Below are 22,104 nucleotides of genomic sequence, written 5' to 3' on the forward strand. Positions count from 1 at the left end.
ACGCAACAGATAGTGCAAGCCAGCTAAAATGAAAAGCCGAGGCCCGACACGCTTCGCGGCAGCCTGATAAACCGCGTCAAGTGCCCGGGGACCCGGGCTTCGCATGTCCCCGTTATCCACATATGTGACACACAAGATGTTGGGGTCACAAAAGCTACAAAAACGAATCCTTGACGGGTCGGAACGAGTCGCTTTTTATAGGCCATGCGCTCCTGTTGCGGGCGTGACCGGAGAGTTTCGAGGCCGGTCTTTTTTCCCGGATTTTGTGCGTTTTGCCCGGATTTCCGCCTGTTCACGAGGCCGGCGGAAGCGTTGGGATCTTTGGGGTTTGGGTGGGCGAAAGGGAGAATTGTCGGCCTGGAAAAAATGATCTGTTAACACTATATTTAGTGTTTGCAGGCAGGCTCGACGCTAGATAATGTGAACCTCCCTCCACGGAGGGAATCGACAAAAGTTTCAGTTTAGGGACCCGCAAGGGTCGGCCTGCAGCCCGGGCAAAAGCCTGGGAAAGCGTTCTGCTGCCTGCGTGCCGGCGCCTGCGACGAGGAGAGTGTCGGCGCTGCTCGCAGTGCCGGCAAACGGCGGACTGCGCTTTTCGCCATGCGGGGCAGAAATCCCCAGGGAAAGGCGCTATATATAGACACAAAGGGACCGGACCAATGCGCATCGAGCGTCGCTTCACCAAGCCAGAGCAATCAGCCTATGCGGAGATCGAATTCCGCAAGGCCCTGTCGGAGATCAAGAATCCCGACGGCTCGGTGGTGTTCCGCCTCGACAACATCGATGTGCCGGCGCAGTTCAGCCAGGTCGCGGCCGACATCCTGGCCCAGAAATATTTCCGCAAGGCCGGCGTACCGGCGCGGCTGAAGAAGGTCGAGGAGAACGACGTTCCCTCCTTTCTGTGGCGCTCGATCGCCGACGAGGCCGAGCTCGCCAAGCTGCCCGAGGCCGAGCGCTATGGTTCGGAAACCGATGCCCGCCAGGTCTTCGATCGTCTCTCCGGCACCTGGACCTATTGGGGCTGGAAGGGCGGCTACTTCAAGTCGGAAGAGGACGCGCGCGCTTTCCGCGACGAGCTTGCCTATATGCTCGCCACCCAACGCGTCGCGCCGAACTCGCCGCAATGGTTCAACACCGGCCTGCACTGGGCCTATGGCATCGACGGGCCGAGCCAGGGCCATTTCTATGTCGACCCCTTCACCGGCAAACTGACCAAGTCGAAGTCTGCCTATGAACATCCGCAGCCACATGCCTGCTTCATCCAGAGCGTGCAGGACGACCTCGTCAACGAGGGCGGCATCATGGATCTGTGGGTGCGCGAGGCGCGCCTGTTCAAATACGGTTCCGGCACCGGCTCGAACTTCTCGATGCTGCGCGGCGAAGGCGAGAAGCTTTCCGGCGGCGGCCGCTCCTCCGGCCTGATGAGCTTCCTCAAGATCGGCGACCGCGCCGCGGGCGCCATCAAGTCGGGCGGCACGACGCGCCGCGCCGCCAAGATGGTCATCGTCGACGCCGACCATCCCGACATCGAGCAGTTCATCGACTGGAAGGTCAATGAAGAGCAGAAGGTCGCCTCGCTGGTGACCGGCTCCAAGATCGTCAAGAAGCACCTCGAAGCCATCATGAAAGCCTGCGTCAATTGCGAGGGCAATGGCGACGACTGCTTCGACCCGGCGCTGAACACCGCGCTGAAGCGCGAGATCAAGGCGGCCAAGAAGGACGCCGTGCCGGAGAACTACATCTACCGCGTCATCCAGTTCGCCAAGCAAGGCTACACCTCGATGTCGTTCAACACCTACGACACCGACTGGGATTCCGACGCCTATCTCACCGTCTCCGGCCAGAACTCCAACAACTCGGTGTCGCTGAAGGACAATTTCCTGCGCGCTGTCGAGGCCGATGGCGACTGGCAGCTCACCGCCCGCAAGGACGGCAAGGTGCTGAAGACGCTGAAGGCGCGCGATCTGTGGGAAAAGATCGGCTACGCCGCCTGGGCGTCGGCTGATCCCGGCCTGCACTTCAACACGACGATGAACGACTGGCACACTTGCGCCTCCGCCGGTGCGATCAGGGCCTCCAACCCGTGCTCGGAATACATGTTCCTCGATGACACGGCCTGCAATCTCGCTTCGATCAACCTCCTGCCCTACCGGAGGGAAGACGGCACGATCGACATCGCCGCTTACGAGCACACCGTTCGGCTGTGGACCGTCGTGCTTGAAATCTCGGTGATGATGGCGCAGTTCCCGTCCAAGGAGATCGCCAAGCTCTCCTACGACTACCGCACGCTCGGCCTCGGCTACGCCAATATCGGCGGCCTGCTGATGACCTCGGGCATCCCTTACGACTCCGACGAGGGCCGCGCGATCTGCGCCGCGCTCACCGCCATCATGACCGGCGTCGCCTACTCGACCTCGGCCGAAATGGCTTCCGAGCTCGGCGCCTTCCCGGACTATGATCGCAACGCCCAGAACATGCTGCGCGTCATGCGCAACCATCGCCGCGCCGCCTATGGCGACAAGGACGGCTACGAGAAGCTCGCCGTCAACCCGGTGCCTCTCGTGGCCTCCGACCTGAAGCAGCCGGCTTTGGCCGAGCATGCCCGCGCCGCCTGGGACCGCGCCATCGAGCTCGGCGAGGAGCACGGCTACCGCAACGCGCAGGCGACCGTGATCGCGCCGACCGGCACGATCGGCCTCGTCATGGACTGCGACACCACCGGCATCGAGCCCGACTTCGCCTTGGTGAAGTTCAAGAAGCTCGCCGGCGGCGGCTATTTCAAGATCATCAACCGCGCCGTGCCGGAAGCGCTGCGCACGCTGGGTTATTCCGAAAGCCAGATCGCCGAGATCGAGGCCTATGCCGTCGGCCACGGCAACCTCAACCAGGCGCCCGGCATCAACCCGTCGACACTGAAGGCCAAGGGCTTCACCGATGAGAAGATCGCCGCGCTGAACGCGGCGCTGAAGTCGGCCTTCGACATCAAGTTCGTGTTCAACCAGTGGACGCTCGGCGCCGACTGGGTGAAGGAGACGCTCGGCTTCACCGACGAGCAGCTCGGCGACTTCTCCTTCGAGATGCTGCCGGCGCTGGGCTTCTCCAAGAAGGACATCGACGCCGCCAACATCCATGTCTGCGGTGCGATGACGCTGGAAGGCGCGCCTTTCCTCAAGGCCGAGCACCTGCCGGTGTTCGACTGCGCCAGCCCCTGCGGCAAGATCGGCAAGCGCTCGCTCTCCATCCAGAGCCACATCCTGATGATGGCGGCGGCCCAGCCCTTCATCTCGGGCGCCATCTCCAAGACCATCAACATGCCGAACGAGGCGACGGTCGAGGATGCCAAGAACGCCTACATGCTGTCCTGGAAGCTGGCGCTGAAGGCCAACGCGCTCTATCGCGACGGCTCGAAGCTGTCGCAGCCGCTCAATGCCTCGCTGCTCGCCGATGGCGAGGAGGATGAGGATGAGGCGGTCGAGCAGCTGATCGCGGCGCCCGCCGCGCAGCGCGCCGTGCAGGTGACCGAAAAGATCGTCGAGCGCGTCATCGAGCGCCTCTATCGCGACCGCGAGAAGCTGCCGAACCGCCGCAAGGGCTATACGCAGAAGGCCGTCGTCGGCGGCCACAAGGTGTATCTGCGCACCGGCGAGTTCGACGACGGCCGCCTGGGCGAGATCTTCATCGACATGCACAAGGAGGGCGCTGCCTTCCGCGCGATGATGAACAACTTCGCCATCGCCATCTCGCTCGGCCTGCAATATGGCGTGCCGCTCGACGAATATGTCGAGGCCTTCACCTTCACCAAGTTCGAGCCGGCCGGCATGGTGCAGGGCAACGACGCGATCAAGAACGCGACGTCGATCCTCGACTACGTGTTCCGCGAGCTTGCCGTCTCCTATCTCGGCCGCCACGACCTCGCCCATGTCGACCAGTCGGATTTCGACAAGACGGCGCTCGGCCGCGGCATCACCGAAGGCAAGGCGACGCCCTTCTCCAAGGGCCTCTATCGCGGCGCCTCGCCGGTGAAGCTGGTGAGCGGCATCGGCAGCGAGCCCAAGGGTTTTGGCGGCACAGCCCCGACCATCGCCCCTGCCCGCGCCGCGCCGACCGCCTTCGCCGGCTCCAACGTGCTGGCGCTGAAGCCGGCCAGCGACGAGGCCCTTGCCTACAAGCGCGACTATGAGGAGCGCGCCAGGGAACTGGCCGAGGACATGGTGGAAGAGGAAGCCGAAGCCGCCGGTGGCGCCGAGGCGCTCTTCACCGACGCCGCAGCGAATGAAGCGGCCGAAGCGAAGAAGCTCGCCGCGACAAGGCGCCAGCAATCGCTGCTGCAAGGCTACACCGGCAACGAATGCTCCGAGTGCCACAACTTCACCATGGTGCGAAACGGCACCTGCGAGAAGTGCGACACGTGTGGATCGACGAGCGGGTGCAGTTGAGGTAATCAACCACCAGATAGATAGGGGAATAGGGCATCTTCGATGCCCTATTCATTTGTACACATGATATTTCCGTACCCGATAACATTTTCGAACTTCAGATCGATTGCTACTGCGATTCAGATTCCGTTTTCTAAGAAAATTACGTTCGTAGTAGGCCCGAACAACGTTGGAAAATCGAACGCACTTCGTTTCCTCGCGGTACTATTTAATCGCGCCGAAGCATCCCTAAACGACACATATGACTTCCCAGGCACCGATAAAGCTATCTCATTATCCGTCACTGCGGACGAAAAATACATCCGGGAAAAACTATCCGGATTAGTGAATGCAAGCCGATATATGTCGTTTGAAGACATTAAAAATATCAACTTAAAATACAAGATATCAAAAGGAAGATTCTCTGCTGAAGTTGATAGCAATAATGAATTATTTAAGACATTTACTGATGAGTACTTCTCTGGATATTTCTTGCACGACTTTGGGTCAGCCTCATCCATCGAATCAAACAAATCAACCTTTCTGAATAAACTGTCCGTATATGATAAACTCTCAGGAACAACTTACCTGCCGAACCTGCGGTTCATAACCCAAGCCGGTCAAGAACCGCCGCAGTTCGTCAAATCTCCATTTCCTGGTGAAACGGTAGCGTTCGGCACAGTCATAAAGAGATTTGCGGAGCTTGATCGCCCTGCTTATGAGAATTTGGAGACATACAGCGGTCAGCTGAAGCATATATGCGACTTTATTTCATTTGTAGTCGACAAGCCTTCGGTAGAGGTGAGCGTTCCCAGAGATAACAGCACCTTGTTGGTCAGAATAAACGGCGAGACAAGGCCTCTTGAAAGTCTCGGCACTGGTATTGAACAGCTTCTGATGATCGGCCTTGTGTCAATTGGCTTTCCGAACAAGATTGTTCTGATCGACGAGCCAGAACTGCACCTACATCCATTGGCTCAGAAAAGAATTATGAAGTACCTAAATGAAAGCGTAGACGCTCAGTTCGTAATAGCTACTCATTCCGCTGCGGTCCTTGACTCTGTTGATGCCGACATCATACAGCTCTCCCAAGATAATGGAAAAACTGGAGGTCGCACCATACAGACAAACGCGCAAAAATTCCGCGCTGTTCGCGATTTGGGGCATTCCCCAAGTGAGCTTTTACAGACAAAATTTGCCATTTGGGTTGAAGGTCCATCCGATAGGATATACTTAAATAGCTGGATAAAAAAGATCGACAGTAGCCTTAACGAGGGGATTGATTACACAATACTGTTCTACGGTGGGAAAATATTAAGCCATCACTCTTTCGAAGACATCGAGTCCGACCTCGTTAAGGCGGTTACCGTTTCGCGTTCTTTTGCGGTGCTCATCGACAGCGATCGGAAGCCAGACCGTCCTAACTTGAATGCCACGAAGTCCCGCGTGAAACTTGAGGTGGAGCGGGAAGGCGGGTTGTGTTGGGTCACCGAAGGTAGAGAAATCGAGAACTACCTTCCGCGTCAGGTAATTGCATCAGTTGCCGTAGACGTTCCGGGAGTGACCGTTCAAGAAGACAAGCGGGAGCAAATTCTAAACCCCGAAAAGGTGAATAAGGCAGATTTTGCGCGGAGAGCCGTGTCAATAGAATCGGACGAATGGCCGTTGGATTTGAAGAAGATGGTGACGGAACTGGTAACCAGAATCCGGGCTGCTCGGTAGCTGATGCTCAGCGAAAGTCTCTATGCTCGACCACATCACCATCGAAGTCAGCAACCTCAATAAGAGCAAGCTCTTCTACGAAATAGCCTTCGCTCCTTTGGGCTACCGCCTCTCCTTCGGCAAGGAAGGCATCTTCTGGGCGTTCGATGTTGGCAATGGCTGCCTATTCGAGATCCAGAGCACAAGAGAGAAGCCGCCGCTCACCCATCTGCATGTCGCGTGCCGGGCGAAGAGCAAGGCCGAGGTCGATGCGTTCCATCGCGCGGCGCTCGAGGCGGGCGCGGCGGACAATGGCGCGCCCGAGCCGCGCCCGAATTATGCGGAAGATTACTACGCCTGCTTCGTGCTCGATCCCGACGGCTACAATATCGAGGCTATGATCAACGAGGGGTGAAGGCCTGAGCCTCGACTGGATCGGGCAAGGATATGGCGCAATGCTTTATGCTGTGATCATCGAAAAAGCCGGAGACAACTTTTCTGCCTATGTGCCGGACCTGCCGGGCTGCATTGCAACCGGCGGCACGACGGCCGATGTGACGATCGCAATCCGTGAAGCAATACGCTTCCACATCGAAGGCTTGCAAGCCGACGGGTTAGAGGTACCCGAGCCCGTTGCCGTGGCGAAATATATAGAGGGGGACGAGTGAAGCGCCCTCGCCTTCTCCCCTTGTGGGAGAAGGTGGATCGGCGCGTTAGCGCCGAGACGGATGAGGGGTGTTCCAGCGGAGTGAGACGTCCGGGATCCAGTCGTGGTGTCCAACGCCGACGAAGGTCGGCGTTCCCTGGAGCACCCCTCATCCGGCCGCTTCGCGACCCCCTTCTCCCACAAGGGGAGAAGGGGAACGCCGCGCTCAATCCTTGAGCGTGATCCCGCATTGTCTGGCCGGCATCACGTCAAAGGCGCATCTGCACACCACCGGGTTGACGTGCGTCAATGCTCGCCCTTCCCCGATCTCTACCATCATCGCCGTCAGCAATGCTTCGGAGGCGAAGATGGACAAGGAGATCAAAAACAAGATCCAGACGCTGCTGGATCAGCACCGGATCATGACGGTTGCTACGCTCAGGCCAGACGGCTGGCCGCAGGCGACGACCGTCGGCTATGTCAATGACGGCCTCACCCTCTACTTCCTCTGCGGCCTGGACAGCCAGAAGGCGGCGAATATCGCGCGGGACAATCGTCTGTCGCTGACCATCGACCACGACGCGCCGCAGGTGATGGAGATCACCGGGCTTTCCATGGCGGCACGGGCGCAGCCGGTGGAAGACCGCGCTGAGGCCGAGAAGGTCCTGCGTATGTTGCCGATGAAATATCCGCCGCAAACCTCGATGCCCGGTCCGATGCCGACGCCGGACCAGGTCCGCATCTTCCGCGTGATGCCGACAGTGATCTCCGTGCTCGACTACTCGAAGGGTTTTGGCCACACGGATCTGGTCACCTGTTGAGCGCGGCATGGCGCCAGGCGATCCAATTGATCGATCGCATGATCCAGATCAAGGCAAAGCCCATCGTTCCCGGTGTTTCCTCGGCTGTTCTTTCCGAGGAGATGGAAATGCCCACAGAGAGCCTAATCGTCGTCACCGCCATCGTGGCCTATTTCGCGACCTTCATGGTCGTGCTCGGCTATGTGACGATGGCGGAGTCGCGACATCTGCCACGGAGGTAGCCGAGGCGATCGGATGCGCCTCAGTCCGCGTCGGCCAGCATCTGCCCGCCGCCGCCCAGCCAGGCGCGCCATTGCCGCTCATCGCCGTGGAAGACGTTGAGGTCGATGCGGCCTGTCACGCCATGCGACAGGCCGGAGCCCGAATACTGCCAGAACACCCACTTGCGGCCCGGATAGACTTTTGACGGATGCGCCGCCACCGCGCGCAGCCAGAACGGGTAATCCAGGAAGGCGCCGCGCAGATTGTCGCGATAGAAATCGGGGCTGGTGTAGATGATCGGGCGCTGGCCGTAATGGCGCTCCAGTCTGTCCATGAACACCTGCATCTTCTCCAGCACCTTTTCGCGCGAAGGCTTGCGCCTGCAGGAGGATTCGCCGTTCCACTCGACGTCGATGACCGGTGGCAGCGCGCCGTCCATCTTCGGCACGTTGCGGATGAACCAGTCGGCCTGCTCACCCGCCGTGCGGCACCAATAGAAGAAATGGTAGGCGCCGCGCTTCAACCCGGCGGCATCGGCGTTGCGCCAGTTCTTCATGAACATCGGGTCGAGATGGTCGCCGCCGTCGGTCGCCTTGATATAGGCGAAGTTGGCGCCCTGGGCGCGCAGCTTGCTCCAATTGATGTTGCCCTGCCAGCGCGAGACGTCGACCCCATGCACGGCCAGATGGCGCGGCGAGGAGCGGCCGAAATTGATCGGCTTCGCGTCGCGGAAGGCATAGCGCGTGACCGGGCCGGCAAGCATGGCCGGCGCGGCGCGTGACAGCCGCTTCGGCGGCGAGACGAGCGCGGCCTCCTGCACCGGCGGCTCGACGTTGTCCGGCAGGTCGGTCGCCGGGAAGTTCACCGTCTCCTCCTCGGCAAGGCCGAAGGGGCGCGAGTTCTCATCATCAAGGCGCGAGTTCTCGTCGCCGGGACTCGCGTTGCCCTCGTCGAGCAGCGGCGCCGGCGGCGTGACGCGCGCCATGCCCGACATCGATGCGGTCTCTACGGTTTTCTCCCGCTGGACCGTCCTCATGCCCTTCGAAACCGGCGCGCTCGGCCGCACGACCGAGCTCGTCGTCTCGTTGGACGGCATCTGCAAGGCATCGACGCCCGACGTGGACGAGCAGCCGGCAAGGCAGAGCGCTGCGAGCACGAAACTGACGACGCCAGAAATCCGCATCTTTGACCTGTACGCGAGACAAAACAGACCGAAGGCAGGAACAGCGCCGCCGGAAGCCCCATTCCTAATGAGAAATTACCAACAAAGTTTGAATCAAAATTTACCTTTGGCGACGCTCGTCGCCGATTCGGGGTGTGTCCCCCGTCACCTCGCCTTGCGCGAAGCCGCAGCCGCCGAGCGAGCTAGAATCAGGACGATCGTCGCCAGATCGGCGGGCGCATTGAAGCAGGGGCTAAACCTGGCTCGCCTGGCATCCCATATAAGGGGCTCGCGCAAGCGAAACGCTCATGTACCCAAGGACTGTGCTTAATGTCGAAGTCACGAACGATCAAAGTCGCGTCGATCCTCATGATCCTGCTGATGGCGCTCGGGACCGTCTCCATCGGCACCGCCGAGGCGCGCATGGGCGGCAGCTTCGGCAGCCGTGGCAGCCGCACCTACCAGGCGCCCGCGCCGACCAGGACGGCCCCTTACACGGCGCCTGTCACGCGCTCGATGACGCCGCAAACCACCCAGTCCATCCCATCATCGCAGTCGTTTCCCGGCTCCGCGCGTCCCGGCTTCTGGCGTGGTTTCGGCGGCGGTTTTGTCGGCGGCCTTGTGGGAGGACTGTTCTTCCAGGGCCTCTTCGGCATGATGCTGGGCCATGGTTTCGGCGGCATTGGCGGCGGGCTGAGCGTCATCTTCCAGCTGCTCTTGATCGGCGGCCTCGTGATGCTGGCGATGCGCTTCTTCAATCGGGACAATGCCGCGCCGGCCAATATGCGAAACGCCGGCGTTCCGTTCGGACGGCAAGGCTGGGGCGGCGGGCCGCCCAGCTATTCGTCCAACGCCGCAAGCTTCGGCTCCGCTGACGCATCAGGAGCCGATGAAATCGGCATCACCGACGCTGATCGCAACGCGTTCGAACGAATCCTTGGCGAAGTGCAGGCTGCCTTCACCCGTGAGGATCACCAGGGATTGCGCCGGCTGACGACCCCCGAAATGGTTTCCTACCTTTCCGAGGAACTGGCCGACAACGCGACCCACGGCCTCAAGAACGAGGTGACAAACCTTAAGCTGCTGAAGGGCGAAGTGGCGGAGGCGTGGCGGGAAGGCTCGCGCGACTACGCCACCGTGGCGATGCGCTGGTCGGCGATCGATATCATGCGCGACCGCCAGACCGGCGCCGTCGAGAGGGGCGATCCCAACAATCCTGTCGAAGCCACCGAGCTGTGGACCTTCACCCGCCAGGCCGGAGGACCATGGCTGCTGTCCGCGATCCAGGACGCGGCCGGTTAATGCATGTCGCCCAGAAGTGTACGCGGTTCTGGGGCAACGACATGCATCAATACAAAGCTTAAAGCGCGACGCAGCAAGCGCTCTGACTACTTCCTGAACACGCCGATCATCGGCCCGAGATTCCAGAAATCGTCGTTCCGGCCGATGCCGGGCGCGTAGAGGCTCGAGATCGAGCCGTCGAGAAAGAGCGCGTTCGGGCAGCCGAGCTGGTCGCGGAACAGGCGCGCGAATTCGTGGAAGGTCACGACATCGTCCGAGATCGCGAAGACCGCGACGCCGTCCGCGCGCACGCCGACGCCATCGCGGATTTTTCGCGAGGTGCCGTCCGCATGGAATTTCGGATGCAGCTTGCCGTCGATGACCAGCATTGGCCCGGACTGCGTGGCGTAATCCACACGCGGCGGATGCTTCAGGTAGTCCTTGGTCGCGCGAACCCCTGCCTTGCCGGCGCTGAGATAGAAGATGCCGTTGGGCTGCATGGAGAAATTGCCGGTTCCCGATCCGGTCTTCGCCGGCGTGACCTGCTCGCCGCGTTCGACATAGAGCCCGACCGGCGCAAGGTTCGGGTGATACATGCCGGCATTGATGCCGAAGAGCATGCTCCGCCCCGCCGCTTGCTGCGCGTTGCGCAGATTGTGCAGCGACCGGTAAAACTCGCCATCCTCGTTCTTCCAGAACAGCTCGATGGCAAAACGCTTCGGATCGGTCTCGCAGACGAGGTAGGACACGTTCTCGAAAGTCTGGTTGCGGCAGGGCGGCAGCGCCGCCAGCCATTGGCCAAGCCCCAGGCCGGCACCTACGGCGGCAGGCACCCCCGATTTCAACAGCGTGGCCAGCAACGGCACGGATTGCAGCAGCGTCCCAAGATCCATCAGCGCCCCCGAGGACATAGTGGATTGCGTGGCGGCCTCTAGGCCAGGCCAGGGTATGTCGAGATTCAGGTCAGGCCGAGCCGGAGTCGAAGACGGGCGCGAAGCGACCAAACTGGGTGGGTTCCGAGAACCGGAGCGGAGCGTACTTAAGTACGTGAGCACCGGAAGCGCAGGAAGCCGCCATTTGCAGGCCGGGCCTCACCTGAATATCGACACACCCTAGGTGAGCCATCCGGCAGCGACGCTGACCAGCAGCACGACGCCAAGCAGGCCGCGATAGATGACGAACGGCCAGGCGGAGAAGCGTTCGAGCACCCGCATCAGCCCCCATATGGCGAAAAAGGCCGAGATCGAGGCGACGACGAGGCCGACCGCCAGGATCGACCAGCCATGCGCGTCGAGATGCACCTTGTGCAGTTCATAAAGCTCCTTGAGGCCGGCGAGCGCAATGGCCGGCAGGCCGAGCAGGAAGGAGAGGCGCGCCGCTTCCGGCCTTGCAAAGCCCAGCCCCATCGCCGCCGTCAACGTCGAGCCCGAGCGCGAGACGCCCGGAATGAGTGCGCCGACCTGAGCGATGCCCACCAAGAGTGCATCGAGGATCGACGCCTGGCGCAGCATCAGCTTGTGGCTGGCGAACATCTCGGCGAGCGCCAGAAGGATCGCCATGGCGATGCAGGCCCAGCCGATGACAGCGAGCCCGCGCAGCGGCGAATTGCAGGCGTTGAGCACACCGGAAAGAGCAAGGCCGGCAATGATGATCGGGATGGTGGCAAGGATGATGCTGATCGCCAGGCGGAAATAGCGGTCGCCGAAATCGCGGCGCGAGATTGCCGCGATCGATCCGAAGAGCACGTCCCGGACATCGCTCCAGAAATAGCTGATCACCGCCGCGAGCGCCGCCAGCTGCATGGCAGCCGAGAACGCCGATCCGGGATCCTGCCAGCCAAGCACCGCCGGCACGATGCGCATATGCGCCGTGGACGAGATCGGCAGCAATTCGGTGATGCCCTGCACGATGCCCAGAAATGCCACCTTGGCATAACCCAGGCCGACAAAGCCGGTATCCAGTCCTTGAGTGCAGACGTCGGTCATCTCAACCCTTTTCCCTGCGCCTCGATCCTTGCCGAGGCAAAAGTGAATCGTCTTCGAAAAGCCCCTCTGGAGAGGCTTAGCCTCACGATAGCGTGATTCCAACTCACGGATTTGTAAGGTGCCGCTAATCCTGCTTGACAACAGCCGGCGCCATATTATCATCCGCTAATCTTACACTGTAAGGCATATCGGAGGAGCCTGCCATGTCGACCGCCGCCCTCTCGGAACTCGAGCCCGTCGTACCGCCGGAGACGCACGCCCCGGAAATCGCGATCGAGGAGGTATCGCGTGACTTCAGCCGCACCATCGAGCGCGCCGAAGTCGCGGCATGGCGCGACCTTTACGACGCGGCGCCCGCCGATTTCGCGGCGCGGCAAGGGCTGTCGATTGCGCTTGACGGCGATCTGGTCTGGACCACCTGCACGACGATCCCGTTCATCCATTTCAACTGCGTGAAGAATATCGGCGTCGATGCTCCGGCGACCGAGGAACAGCTCGACGCGCTGCTCGCGCATTATCGCAATGCCGGCATCATGCGGCCGTGGTTCTACACCAGTCCGCACACCGAGCCGGCGCGGCTGAGATGCTGGCTGGAAGCGCGTGGCCTGCAGCACCAGGGCGGCTGGGAGCGCATCTATCGCGACGCGACGCCACTGCCAGCCGAACCGCTCTTCCCGGGCGACCCGCTGATCCCGGTAGATGATCCCGCTATCGAGGAGGTGACCTCCAGCACGGCTTCGGAATGGGCTTCCTTCATCGATGCCAAATACAGGCTCCCCACCTCGCCGTGGCTCACCGCGCTTGTCGGCCGCAAGGGTTGGCGTCATTACATGCTGAAACGCGGCGGCGCGGTCGCCGCGGTGCGTTCGCTTTTCATCGGCCCTGACGGCGCTGCCTGGAGCGGCATCGACGCGCCGGTGCCGGGCATCATGGCGCCGAGCTTCGATCTGGATGCCATGCTTGGGGAAAGGCTGGTTCGCGACGGCATTGCGGCCGGCGCGAAGCTGTTTGTCGCCGATATCGAGGCGCCGCTCCCCGACCGCGACGGGCCGGCCTATCGCAACTATGACCGGCTCGGCTTCAAGCTCGCCTATTTACGCAATCACTACGCTTACCTGCCGGCGTATTCGAGCTGACCATTTTCCTGAAGCTGCCTCAGCGGTGCAGCCACTGCTTCAGGCAGCTTCTTGCCACCACATGAGCCGGTGGTACTGAAGCCTGGTCGATACGGGAATCATCGCCAGCCTTGTCGCGCGCCCTTTCCAGGAGCAGGCGAAGCTCGGCCGGCCGCACGCGGTCGCGCGCCATCACGAGCTGGATCATCGGGTCATTCAAAAGCTCGTCCAGGGTGTTGATGCTCTCGCTCATCCGTCGCCTCCTCGATGCCTGCCCGCATGGCGCTTAGATAGGCAGCCAAAGATGGCCCGCCAATGACGCTTTGCCGGCTATGTCGTGCAGCGGAGATGAAATTTTTGTGCAGAGATGCGTCGCAATGACTCAGGCCGGCGGCGCGCCTTCATATTGCGGCAGGCCATCGTCGAGCATCAGCCAGGGCTGCTTCGAGGCAGTCCAGAAATGCATGTCCGGCTTGAACAGCGACGGGTCGTCGAGCGAGCCGGAGGTGACGCCGAGAATGTTTCTGGAATCGCGGCGCGAGAACAGGGTTGTGCCGCAAGCCGGGCAGAAGCCGCGCTTGAGGTCCGGCGTGGAGTTGATGGTTGCCACCGGCCCTTCGATGGTCACGTCGTCGATGCGAAACAGGAGTCGCGCATTGAAGGCCGCGCCGATCGCTTTCTGGCAGATCCGGCAATGGCAGACACGCTCATTGATCGGCTCCGCCTCGGCCCGATACCGCACCGCGCCGCACAGGCACCCGCCCTCATATTTCGCCATCGCTGACACCCGTTTTCGAGGAAATGCCGGCAAGGTAGTGGCCGGCATGAGAGGGTCAATCAAAAAGCGTTGATGAGATGCGATCGGTTGCGCTGATGCGGGTGGCCCAATGACGCGCCGTCGCCTGCGATTGACAATCGCCGGCCGCCGCGCCCTGCTTATGGCGTCCGACGGGAGGGAGATTGATGGCCGACATCGACACCATAGCGATCGCACCCTTGTTCGGTCCGCCCTCGCCCGCCCGCGACCAGACCGACGCGAGGATCATGGCCGCGGCATCGGGCATCGGCTTCATGGCAATCCGCGACTTTCCCGGCGACGACTGGCTGACGCCGCCGAACCGGGCGCGGCTGCTGGCGATCTTTTCGCTGCCCGAGGCTGAAAAACAGAAGCTGCTGCGCTGGAATTTCGACCGCACGAAGGAAAATGTCTATCGCGGCTGGTTTCCGCTGCAGCCGGGCGCCGTCTCCTATAAGGAAGGCATCGATATGGGACCGGACATCGCCGACGCGCGGACCGAACCCTCCGGCCTCGATACCGGCGATCCGCTCTGCGAGGCCACGCCGCTCCCACCCGAGAGCGCCCTGCCCGGTTGGCGCGAGGCTGCCGCCAGCTACTACAAGACAATGGAGATGGTCGGCAACGCGCTGCTGCGCTCGGTCGCGCGCGGCCTTGGGCTGACCGAGACAATTTTCGATAAGGATTTCGAGGGCGGCATCTCCACATTGCGCCTGATCCGCTACCCGCTGCGTGACCCGAACAGCGGCGTCGACCTCAGCGGGCCCGACTTCTCCGTGCTGCACAAAGGCGAGACGCGCACCATCATCGGCCGCGAGCACGCCGATTCCGGTTTCGTCACCTTGCTGGCGCAGGACGGCGTCAAAGGCCTGCAGGCAAAAAACCTTGCCGACGAATGGATCGACGTGCCGCCCGCCGACAACACGCTCGCCGTCAATTTCGGACAGCTGCTGGAGCGCTGGACCGCCGGCCGGGTGCGGGCGACCCGGCATCGAGTGATCGCGCCCAAACAGGCGCGCTTCTCGATTCCGTTCTTCTATGAGCCACGGGTCGACGCCGAGATCGCGCCGCTGCCGCTCGAGGGCGCCGAGCCCTTCGAGCCGTTCCCCTATGGCGACTATCTCTGGGACACGGCGACGAAATTCGTCGAAATGAGCGGAGTCAGGCATCTGCGCCAGCCGCGGCGGGCCAAAGCTTCTTGAATCAGAGGAATCAGTGCCGCTTGGCCTGGACGAGATAGGCGTCGATGATGGTTTCGCCCAGCCATTTCGCGGCTTCGAGCCTGTGCAGTCCCTCGACCAGGATGTGGCGCTTGCCGTCGTGCCGCACCTGGATCGGCGTTTTCATGCCGTTCTCGAGAATATCCTCGGCGAGATGGCGCACGGTCTCGGGATGCAGCGTCTTGCGCCGCGCCGTCGGCACGTAGATGTCGTCGACCTTGACCTTTTGCACGCGCAGCATGTCGGCTCCCTGGCACTGAATCGTCGCCTGAAGCTGAAATAGTCCGTTTTGTCGGATATCGCCAACCGCAAGGGGCGCTGGCCCGATGCTTTCCATTTGACGCTTGGCCGGCCGATGGTCTCAATGACGGCTTCGTGATCTCAGGTCCAGCTTGATGCAATTGCCCACCGAATTTCCCGATTTCGGGCTGACGCCTGAGCAGCGCCGCGAGGCGGTGCGCGGCCATTATTACGAATGGCCGGGGATGGACGGTGAGCGCGGCGAGATCTGGTGCTACAGCGACCGGTTTTCCTACTGCCCCGGCGAGAGGGTGGCGCTCTATGTCAGCTCGACGGCGCCGCACTTCAGCATCGCCGTCATCCGCGACGGCGCCGCCGAGACCAAGGTCTTCGAGGGAGCAGGCCTGTCGGCGCGCTGGCAAGATACGCCCGACCAATGCTCGGTCGAAGGTTGCGGCTGGGAGGCGTCGTTCGAATTCCGCGTCGGCGACGACTGGCCGTCGGGCGCCTATCGCGTCACGCTTCTTGCCGAAGGCCGCGACGGCAATCCAATCCACAGCCACCATCTCTTCATTGTCGCGCCCCGGCCCGGCCGCAAGCCGGGCCGCCTGCTGCAGGTCGCCGCGACCGGCACATGGACCGCCTACAACACCTGGGGCGGCTCGAACCACTATCAGGGCATCACCGGCCGGAACCGCGACCAGTACGCGACGACGGTGTCGATTGAGCGCCCCTGGTGCCGCGGCTTCGTCGTGCTGCCCAAGGACGCGCCGCGCGTGCCGCTCGAAGTCGCCGTACCGCCGAAGACCGTGCCGCGCTATCCACACATGGAGTGGGCTTTTGCCACCGGGCATTCGAAGAAATACGCCTCCTCCGGCTGGGCAAGCTATGACAGCCATTTCTTCCGCTTCGCCGAACGCGCCGGCTACAAGGTCGATCTCGCCAGCCAGCACGAATTGCATTTCTCGCCCGAAATCCTCGACGGTTACGACTGCGTCGTCTTCGTCGGGCACGATGAGTACTGGACCTGGGAAATGCGCGATGCGGTCGACAACTATGTCGAGCGCGGCGGGCATGCGGCGCGCTTCGCCGGCAATTTCATGTGGCAGACGAGGCTGGAAGACCAAGGCCGCCGCCAGGTCTGCTACAAATACAAGGCGCGCGCGGAAGACCCGGCCTATCGCGGCGGTGACGTCACCCGCGCCACCAATTCCTGGGAAGCGCCCGAGATCGGACGTCCGGGGAGTGCCACCTTCGGTCTCAACGCGACGCGGGGCGTCTATGCCGGCTGGGGCGGCTGCGCGCCGCGCGGCGTGCGTGGCTTTCCGGTCTACCGTCCCGAGCACTGGGCTTTCGCCGGCACCGGCATCTATTACGGCGACCTGCTCGGCGCCGACAGCCATGTCTATGGCTATGAGGTCGACGGCTTGGACTTCGAGATCCGCGGCGGCCTGCCCTACCCGACTGACACCAGTGGCGCGCCGGACGGCTTGCAGGTGCTGGCCGTCGGCATGGCGAGCCAGGTCGAGGAAAGCGCCGATATCCCGATCGAGGATCAGTTCCTCACCGACGAGGATGGCCGCTTCACCGCCGAGACCTTGTTCGGCGAGGCGAGCGACGCCAATCTCGACAAGGTCAAGCGCGGCAACGGCATGATCGTCAATTTCCCGCGCGGCAAGGGCGAGGTGTTTCATGCCGGAAGCTGCGAATGGGTCGCCGGCCTGCTAAGGCAGGACGCGATGGTCGAACGCGTGACCAAGAATGTTCTCGACCGCTATCTTGGCCGCGACGAGAGGGGCAAATGAACACTGCGCACTCGATCGAAACCGCCAGCCGGCCGAACCTTTTCCACTTCACACGCCGGCCCCAGCCGATGGTGGATCGCGCCGATGGAATCTATCTGTGGGACAAGAGCGGCCGCCGCTACATCGATGGGTCGAGCGGCGCGGTCAACGTCAATGTCGGTCACGGCAATCGCAACGTCATCGATGCGATGAAGCGGCAGCTTGACCGCGTCAGCTTCGCCTACATCTTTCAATTCGAGAACGAACAGGCCGTCGCGCTGGCGCGGGATTTGGCCGAGCGGCTACCGAACGGGCTCGACCGCATTTATCTCGTTTCCGGCGGTTCCGAGGCGGTCGAGGCCTGCCTCAAGCTGGCGCGCCAATGGGCGGTCGCGACAGGCCAGGACAAGCGCTGGAAAATCATCGGTCGCATTCCCTCCTATCACGGCATCACGCTCGGCACGCTTGCCGTCACCGGCGACGATGTGCTGACCAAGACATTCGACCCGGTCGGACGGCCGATGCCGTTGGTGCCGGCCCCATTTGTCCATCGCGACCAAGATAATCTGTCGCTGGAGGAGCGCGGCGTCCGCTACGCTGACATGCTTGAGGAAAAGATCCTGGAGCAAGGCCCCGAAAGCGTGCTTGCCTTCATCATGGAGCCGATTGGCGGCGCGGCGACCGCGGCACTGGTGCCGCCCGACAGCTATTTTGCCCGCATCCGCGAAATCTGCGATCGCTACGGCATCCTGTTGATCCATGACGAGGTGATGACCGGCATCGGGCGCACAGGCAAGTTCCTGGGCGGCGACCATTGGAGCTGCCGGCCGGATATCGTTGCGCTGTCGAAAGGGCTGAGCTCCGGCTACGCGCCCTTGGGGGCGCTTGCCGCGACGGAGAGGATCGTCGGACCGGTCGTTGCGGCGGGCGGCTTCCTGCATGGCCATACCTATGGCGGCAACCCCGTCGCCTGCGCGGCCGGTGTTGCCGTTCTGGGCGAAGTCGACCGCCTTGGCCTGGTCGAGAATTCGGCTGTCATGGGCGAAGTGCTGAGGGGCGAACTCGAAGCGCTGTCGGGTCGCTTTCCTTTCGTCGCCGACGTGCGGGGCAAGGGCCTGTTCATGGGTGCGGAGCTCTACGCCGATCCCTTGGCCAGGACGCCGTTGCCACAGAATCTCAACGCCAATTTGCGGCTCATCGATCTGGCCTTCGAGCGTGGACTCATCATCTACTCGCGGCGCGTGCGCGGCGGGCCGGTGAGTGATAATTTCATGGTCTGCCCGCCTTTGATCACAACCCGCGAACAGATCGGCGAGATTATCGCGGTGCTTGGCGACACGCTGGAGGCACTTGCCGCCGAACTTGACCTGCCGGTCAATCACTAGCCCTCGCCAAGGGAGGAGCCGATATGGAGAGAGTGCTTGTCTCGGCCTGCCTGCTCGGAAGCAAGGTGCGCTACAACGGCTCGTTTCGGCTCGACCACCATTCCGTACTGGCGCGGTGGCAGTCGGAAGGCCGGATCGTGCAGATTTGCCCAGAGGTTGCTGCAGGCTTTTCGACGCCGCGTCCGCCGGCGGAAATCCAGAGCGCGGGCGACGGCCATGCGGTCCTGCAGGGCCATGGCGGAGTGATCGAGCAAACCGGCAGCGATGTCACCCGCCTTTACCGCGAAGCCGGGCAACTGGCGCTCGACCTCGCGCGGGAAACTGGATGCCGCTATGCCGTGCTGACAGACGGCAGCCCGTCATGCGGCAGCAGCTTTATCTACGACGGGAGCTTTTCTGGGGCCCGCGTGGCTGGCCAAGGCACGACCACCGCGCTGCTCGAGGAAAACGGTATCCGTGTCTTTTCCGAAGACAGGATCGGCGAGCTTGACGATCTGTTGACCGGCTCCAGCGCCGCCGGACATGCGGACTGACCGATGCGGCAGCAGCCCACCGATATTCTGCTCCGGCCCGGCATCATCGACGACGTCGAAATGATCTACGCCGCGCTGCTGCGTCTCGGCACCCATATCGGCGCCAACCAGGAGATCAAAGCCACCGCCGACGACCTCCGCACTTACGGCTTTGGCGAAAAGCCCGCCTTCTCGACCCTGATCGCCGAGATCGGCGGCGAATTCGCCGGGCTCTGCCTGTATTTCCCGATCTTCTCGACATGGATGGGTCGTCCGGGCGTTTATGTGCAGGATCTTTATGTCGAGGACCGCTTCCGCGGCCGCCGCATCGGCGAGAAACTGCTGCGGCGCGTCGCGAAAGAGTGCCGCGCGGCGGGCGGGGTCTATCTGAGGCTCTCCGTCGACACCGACAACGAGACCGCCAAGGCCTTCTATGAGAAGCTCGGCATCGGCTGGTCGAGCTACGAACAGGTGCAGAAGATCGTCGGCGATGCCTTTTTCGCCTTTGCCGACACGCCGGAGGAATGACGATGAAAGCCTTCTATGCCGAAGAACAGAAGCGCCACGATCCCAAGGCTTTCCTTTCGAGCGGCGCACCGCAGCCCAATCCGGAAAGGCCGGAGCGGGTGGAGAGACTGCTGTCCGGCGCAAGATCGGCCGGTTTGACGGTCGAACGCCCGAAAAATCACGGGCTTGGCCCGGTCGCAGCGGTACATACCCCCGAATATCTCGACTTCCTCGAGCATATTTTCACGCGCTGGCAGCGCATCGAAGGCGCTTCGGCGGAGGTGATCCCGAACATCCACCCGATCGCTCGCAACGGCTCCTATCCGGCCTCGGCTGTCGGCCAGGCCGGCTACCATATGGCCGATACCGCCTGCCCGATCTCGGCCGAGACCTGGAACAGCGCGTTATGGAGCGCCTGGAGCGCGGTGGAAGCCGCTCAAGCCGTGATGGCCGGCGCGCCTTCGGCCTATGCGCTCTGCCGTCCGCCTGGACATCACGCTTTCGCCGATGTCGCCGGCGGCTTTTGCTTCATCAACAATTCGGCCGTGGCCGCGCAGGTTCTGCGCAAGAGTTCCGCCCGCGTCGCCATCCTCGATGTCGACCTGCACCACGGCAACGGCACGCAAGGCATCTTCTACGCCCGTCCCGATGTGCTCACCGTCTCGCTGCACGCCGATCCAGTGCGCTTTTACCCGTTCTTCTGGGGACATGCCGACGAGCGCGGCGAAGGCCCCGGCCTCGGCTACAATCTCAACCTGCCGCTGCCACGCAAGTCCAGCGACGCGGCTTTCCTCGAAGCGTTGGCGGCGGCCTTCCAGCGCATCCGCGCCTTCGCGCCGGAAGCGCTTGTGGTGGCACTCGGCCTCGATGCCTTCGAAGGCGATCCGTTCGGCGGCTTATCGGTGACGACGCCGGGCTTCTCGCGCATCGGCGAAGCGATTGCCGGGCTCGGCCTGCCCACGGTCATCGTCCAGGAAGGCGGCTATCTCTGCGATGCGCTGGGCGACAACCTCACCGCGTTCCTGACCGGCTTCGGCAGCAAAAAGGACTAGCTCAGGAACGTTGCTGGCGCAGCATCGCGATCACGCGGTGCACGCTCTCCAGCGTCTCCTCGATCTCGGCCGCCGTGTTGTAGTGGGCAATGCCGATGCGCACGACACCCTGCTCGGCCGGAATGCCGAGTTGGTGGACGATCTCCCACGCGTAATTATGGCCCGACCACAGGAAGATATTCTCGGCGTTCATCTGCCGCACGATCGTTTCCGGCGCGATGCCTTCGATAGTGAAGGAAACAGTCGGCACCCGCTCGGCAACGCGCTCCGGATCGGTGATGCCGCGGATGATCAGGCCCTCGATATCGGAGAGACCTTCGATCAATTGCCGGGCCAGCGCATTCTCGTAGGCGATCGAAACGTCGAAAGCCTTGGCGATCCGCTGCCGCCGCGATCCGCCCTCGCCGGCGGCAGCGCCTAGATCGGCGAAATAGTCGATCGCCGCCGTCAGCCCGGCCATCAGCTCGATCTGCGGCGTGCCGAGCTCGAACCGCTCCGGCAGCCCGTTCGACGAACAGCGGCATTTGTACGGCTTGAGGCCGTCGACGACGTCGCGGCGCCCCCACAATATGCCCATATGCGGCCCGAAGAACTTGTAGGCCGAGCAGATCAGGAAATCGCAGCCGAGCGCCTGCACGTCGATCAGGCCATGCGGCGCGAATTGCACGGCGTCGACATAGACCAGCGCGCCGGCCTGCCTGGCAATCGCGGTCAGCGCTTTCACCCGGTTGATCGAGCCGGTGAGGTTCGATGCATAATTCAGCGCAACGAGCCGCGTCTTGTCCGAAAGCAGCGCCCTCAGCGCCGCCTCCTCCACCTGCCAGCTCCGCTCGTCGAAGGGCAGGAAGCGCACCACCAGGCCAAGATCCTCGGCAAGCTGCAGCCAGGGTGAGACATTGCCTTCATGGTCCATGCGCGTGACGATGATCTCGTCGCCCGGCTTCATCGTGCGGCCGAGCGTGCGCGACATGTGGTAGGTGAGCGTCGTCATGTTCGCGCCGATGACAATCTCTTCTACGCTCGATGCGTTGAGGAAATCGGCCATCGCGGCATGTGCCCCGTCGACCACCTGCTGCGCAGCGACCGTCGTTTCGAAGAAGCCGCCCAGATTGGCGTTGGTCGAGAGCAGGCAGCGCGACACCGCGTCCGCTACCGTCAGTGGCACCTGCGTGCCGGCGGGATTGTCGAGATAGATGCGCCGGCGCCCTTTATCGGTCAGCGAAAGCGCCGGAAATCTGCCGCGCACGGCCTCGATCGGAAACTCTGCCATCGTCTCCACCC

At 62.4% G+C, this 22,104-nt stretch carries 21 protein-coding genes; 14 read left to right on the forward strand and 7 right to left on the reverse strand.

Annotation, left to right across the window (positions count from 1 at the left end):
* Positions 1-659: 659 nt before the first annotated feature.
* From E5X34_RS12520 to E5X34_RS12545, 6 genes are all read left to right on the forward strand, one after another.
* The gene (locus tag E5X34_RS12520; RefSeq protein ID WP_292564756.1) at positions 660-4,436 is read left to right on the forward strand and encodes a vitamin B12-dependent ribonucleotide reductase; all 3,777 of its coding nucleotides are present in this window, start codon (positions 660-662) and stop codon (positions 4,434-4,436) included.
* A gap of 42 nt (positions 4,437-4,478) precedes the next feature.
* On the forward strand, positions 4,479-6,137 hold the full coding sequence (locus E5X34_RS12525) for an ATP-binding protein (protein WP_292564759.1): 1,659 nt from the start codon (positions 4,479-4,481) through the stop codon (positions 6,135-6,137).
* Positions 6,138-6,159: 22 nt separating this feature from the next.
* Positions 6,160-6,531 carry a VOC family protein gene (locus tag E5X34_RS12530; protein WP_292564762.1) on the forward strand — a complete coding sequence of 124 codons (372 nt, stop codon included), beginning with the start codon at positions 6,160-6,162 and terminating at the stop codon, positions 6,529-6,531.
* A gap of 40 nt (positions 6,532-6,571) precedes the next feature.
* Positions 6,572-6,784 (forward strand): type II toxin-antitoxin system HicB family antitoxin, encoded by a 213-nt coding sequence (locus E5X34_RS12535; RefSeq protein ID WP_292564763.1) that lies wholly within the window; start codon positions 6,572-6,574, stop codon positions 6,782-6,784.
* 217 nt (positions 6,785-7,001) lie between these two features.
* Positions 7,002-7,583 carry a pyridoxamine 5'-phosphate oxidase family protein gene (locus E5X34_RS12540; protein ID WP_292565228.1) on the forward strand — a complete coding sequence of 194 codons (582 nt, stop codon included), beginning with the start codon at positions 7,002-7,004 and terminating at the stop codon, positions 7,581-7,583.
* 26 nt (positions 7,584-7,609) lie between these two features.
* Complete coding sequence (locus E5X34_RS12545) at positions 7,610-7,804, forward strand: hypothetical protein (RefSeq protein WP_292564766.1); 195 nt, start codon at positions 7,610-7,612, stop codon at positions 7,802-7,804.
* A 20-nt stretch (positions 7,805-7,824) separates the two neighbouring features.
* Here the strand turns inward: E5X34_RS12545 and E5X34_RS12550 are convergent, their stop codons facing one another.
* Complete coding sequence (locus E5X34_RS12550) at positions 7,825-8,967, reverse strand: GH25 family lysozyme (RefSeq protein WP_292564769.1); 1,143 nt, start codon at positions 8,965-8,967, stop codon at positions 7,825-7,827.
* 309 nt (positions 8,968-9,276) lie between these two features.
* Here E5X34_RS12550 and E5X34_RS12555 point away from each other — a divergent pair, with 309 nt between their 5' ends.
* A complete protein-coding gene (locus E5X34_RS12555; RefSeq protein ID WP_292564773.1) occupies positions 9,277-10,248 on the forward strand; it encodes a Tim44 domain-containing protein in 972 nt (323 codons plus the stop codon).
* An 86-nt stretch (positions 10,249-10,334) separates the two neighbouring features.
* Here the strand turns inward: E5X34_RS12555 and E5X34_RS12560 are convergent, their stop codons facing one another.
* Positions 10,335-11,120 (reverse strand): phosphodiester glycosidase family protein, encoded by a 786-nt coding sequence (locus tag E5X34_RS12560; protein WP_292564777.1) that lies wholly within the window; start codon positions 11,118-11,120, stop codon positions 10,335-10,337.
* Between the two features lie 219 nt (positions 11,121-11,339).
* On the reverse strand, positions 11,340-12,212 hold the full coding sequence (locus E5X34_RS12565; RefSeq protein ID WP_292564780.1) for an undecaprenyl-diphosphate phosphatase: 873 nt from the start codon (positions 12,210-12,212) through the stop codon (positions 11,340-11,342).
* A 203-nt stretch (positions 12,213-12,415) separates the two neighbouring features.
* Here E5X34_RS12565 and E5X34_RS12570 point away from each other — a divergent pair, with 203 nt between their 5' ends.
* Positions 12,416-13,348 (forward strand): hypothetical protein, encoded by a 933-nt coding sequence (locus E5X34_RS12570; protein WP_292564783.1) that lies wholly within the window; start codon positions 12,416-12,418, stop codon positions 13,346-13,348.
* Between the two features lie 19 nt (positions 13,349-13,367).
* Here the strand turns inward: E5X34_RS12570 and E5X34_RS12575 are convergent, their stop codons facing one another.
* Positions 13,368-13,580, reverse strand: a complete 213-nt coding sequence (locus E5X34_RS12575; RefSeq protein ID WP_292564786.1) for a hypothetical protein — start codon at positions 13,578-13,580, stop codon at positions 13,368-13,370.
* Positions 13,581-13,709: 129 nt separating this feature from the next.
* Positions 13,710-14,105 (reverse strand): GFA family protein, encoded by a 396-nt coding sequence (locus tag E5X34_RS12580; RefSeq protein ID WP_042644587.1) that lies wholly within the window; start codon positions 14,103-14,105, stop codon positions 13,710-13,712.
* A 185-nt stretch (positions 14,106-14,290) separates the two neighbouring features.
* Here E5X34_RS12580 and E5X34_RS12585 point away from each other — a divergent pair, with 185 nt between their 5' ends.
* Positions 14,291-15,325, forward strand: a complete 1,035-nt coding sequence (locus E5X34_RS12585) for a 2OG-Fe(II) oxygenase family protein (protein WP_292564789.1) — start codon at positions 14,291-14,293, stop codon at positions 15,323-15,325.
* 10 nt (positions 15,326-15,335) lie between these two features.
* Here the strand turns inward: E5X34_RS12585 and E5X34_RS12590 are convergent, their stop codons facing one another.
* Positions 15,336-15,584 carry a ParB N-terminal domain-containing protein gene (locus tag E5X34_RS12590; RefSeq protein ID WP_292564792.1) on the reverse strand — a complete coding sequence of 83 codons (249 nt, stop codon included), beginning with the start codon at positions 15,582-15,584 and terminating at the stop codon, positions 15,336-15,338.
* A 154-nt stretch (positions 15,585-15,738) separates the two neighbouring features.
* On the opposite strand from E5X34_RS12590, the gene E5X34_RS12595 reads away from it, so the two are divergent.
* Genes E5X34_RS12595 through E5X34_RS12615 form a run of 5 tightly spaced genes read left to right on the forward strand, consistent with a single transcriptional unit; the run spans position 15,739 to position 20,823 of the window.
* Positions 15,739-17,388 carry a N,N-dimethylformamidase beta subunit family domain-containing protein gene (locus E5X34_RS12595; protein WP_292564795.1) on the forward strand — a complete coding sequence of 550 codons (1,650 nt, stop codon included), beginning with the start codon at positions 15,739-15,741 and terminating at the stop codon, positions 17,386-17,388.
* Entirely contained in the window at positions 17,385-18,752 is a 1,368-nt protein-coding gene (locus tag E5X34_RS12600) for an aspartate aminotransferase family protein (RefSeq protein WP_292564797.1), read from the forward strand. Before E5X34_RS12595 ends, E5X34_RS12600 begins: the two co-directional genes overlap by 4 nt.
* A gap of 23 nt (positions 18,753-18,775) precedes the next feature.
* On the forward strand, positions 18,776-19,285 hold the full coding sequence (locus tag E5X34_RS12605) for a DUF523 domain-containing protein (RefSeq protein ID WP_292564799.1): 510 nt from the start codon (positions 18,776-18,778) through the stop codon (positions 19,283-19,285).
* A gap of 3 nt (positions 19,286-19,288) precedes the next feature.
* Positions 19,289-19,792, forward strand: coding sequence for a GNAT family N-acetyltransferase (locus tag E5X34_RS12610; RefSeq protein WP_292564801.1), 504 nt, complete (start codon positions 19,289-19,291; stop codon positions 19,790-19,792).
* Between the two features lie 2 nt (positions 19,793-19,794).
* A complete protein-coding gene (locus E5X34_RS12615) occupies positions 19,795-20,823 on the forward strand; it encodes a histone deacetylase family protein (protein ID WP_292564804.1) in 1,029 nt (342 codons plus the stop codon).
* A 1-nt stretch (position 20,824) separates the two neighbouring features.
* Here the strand turns inward: E5X34_RS12615 and E5X34_RS12620 are convergent, their stop codons facing one another.
* Positions 20,825-22,093 (reverse strand): cysteine desulfurase-like protein, encoded by a 1,269-nt coding sequence (locus E5X34_RS12620; RefSeq protein ID WP_292564807.1) that lies wholly within the window; start codon positions 22,091-22,093, stop codon positions 20,825-20,827.
* Between the last annotated feature and the right edge of the window lie 11 nt (positions 22,094-22,104).

Source organism: Mesorhizobium sp. (assembly GCF_004963255.1).
GTDB lineage: Bacteria > Pseudomonadota > Alphaproteobacteria > Rhizobiales > Rhizobiaceae > Mesorhizobium.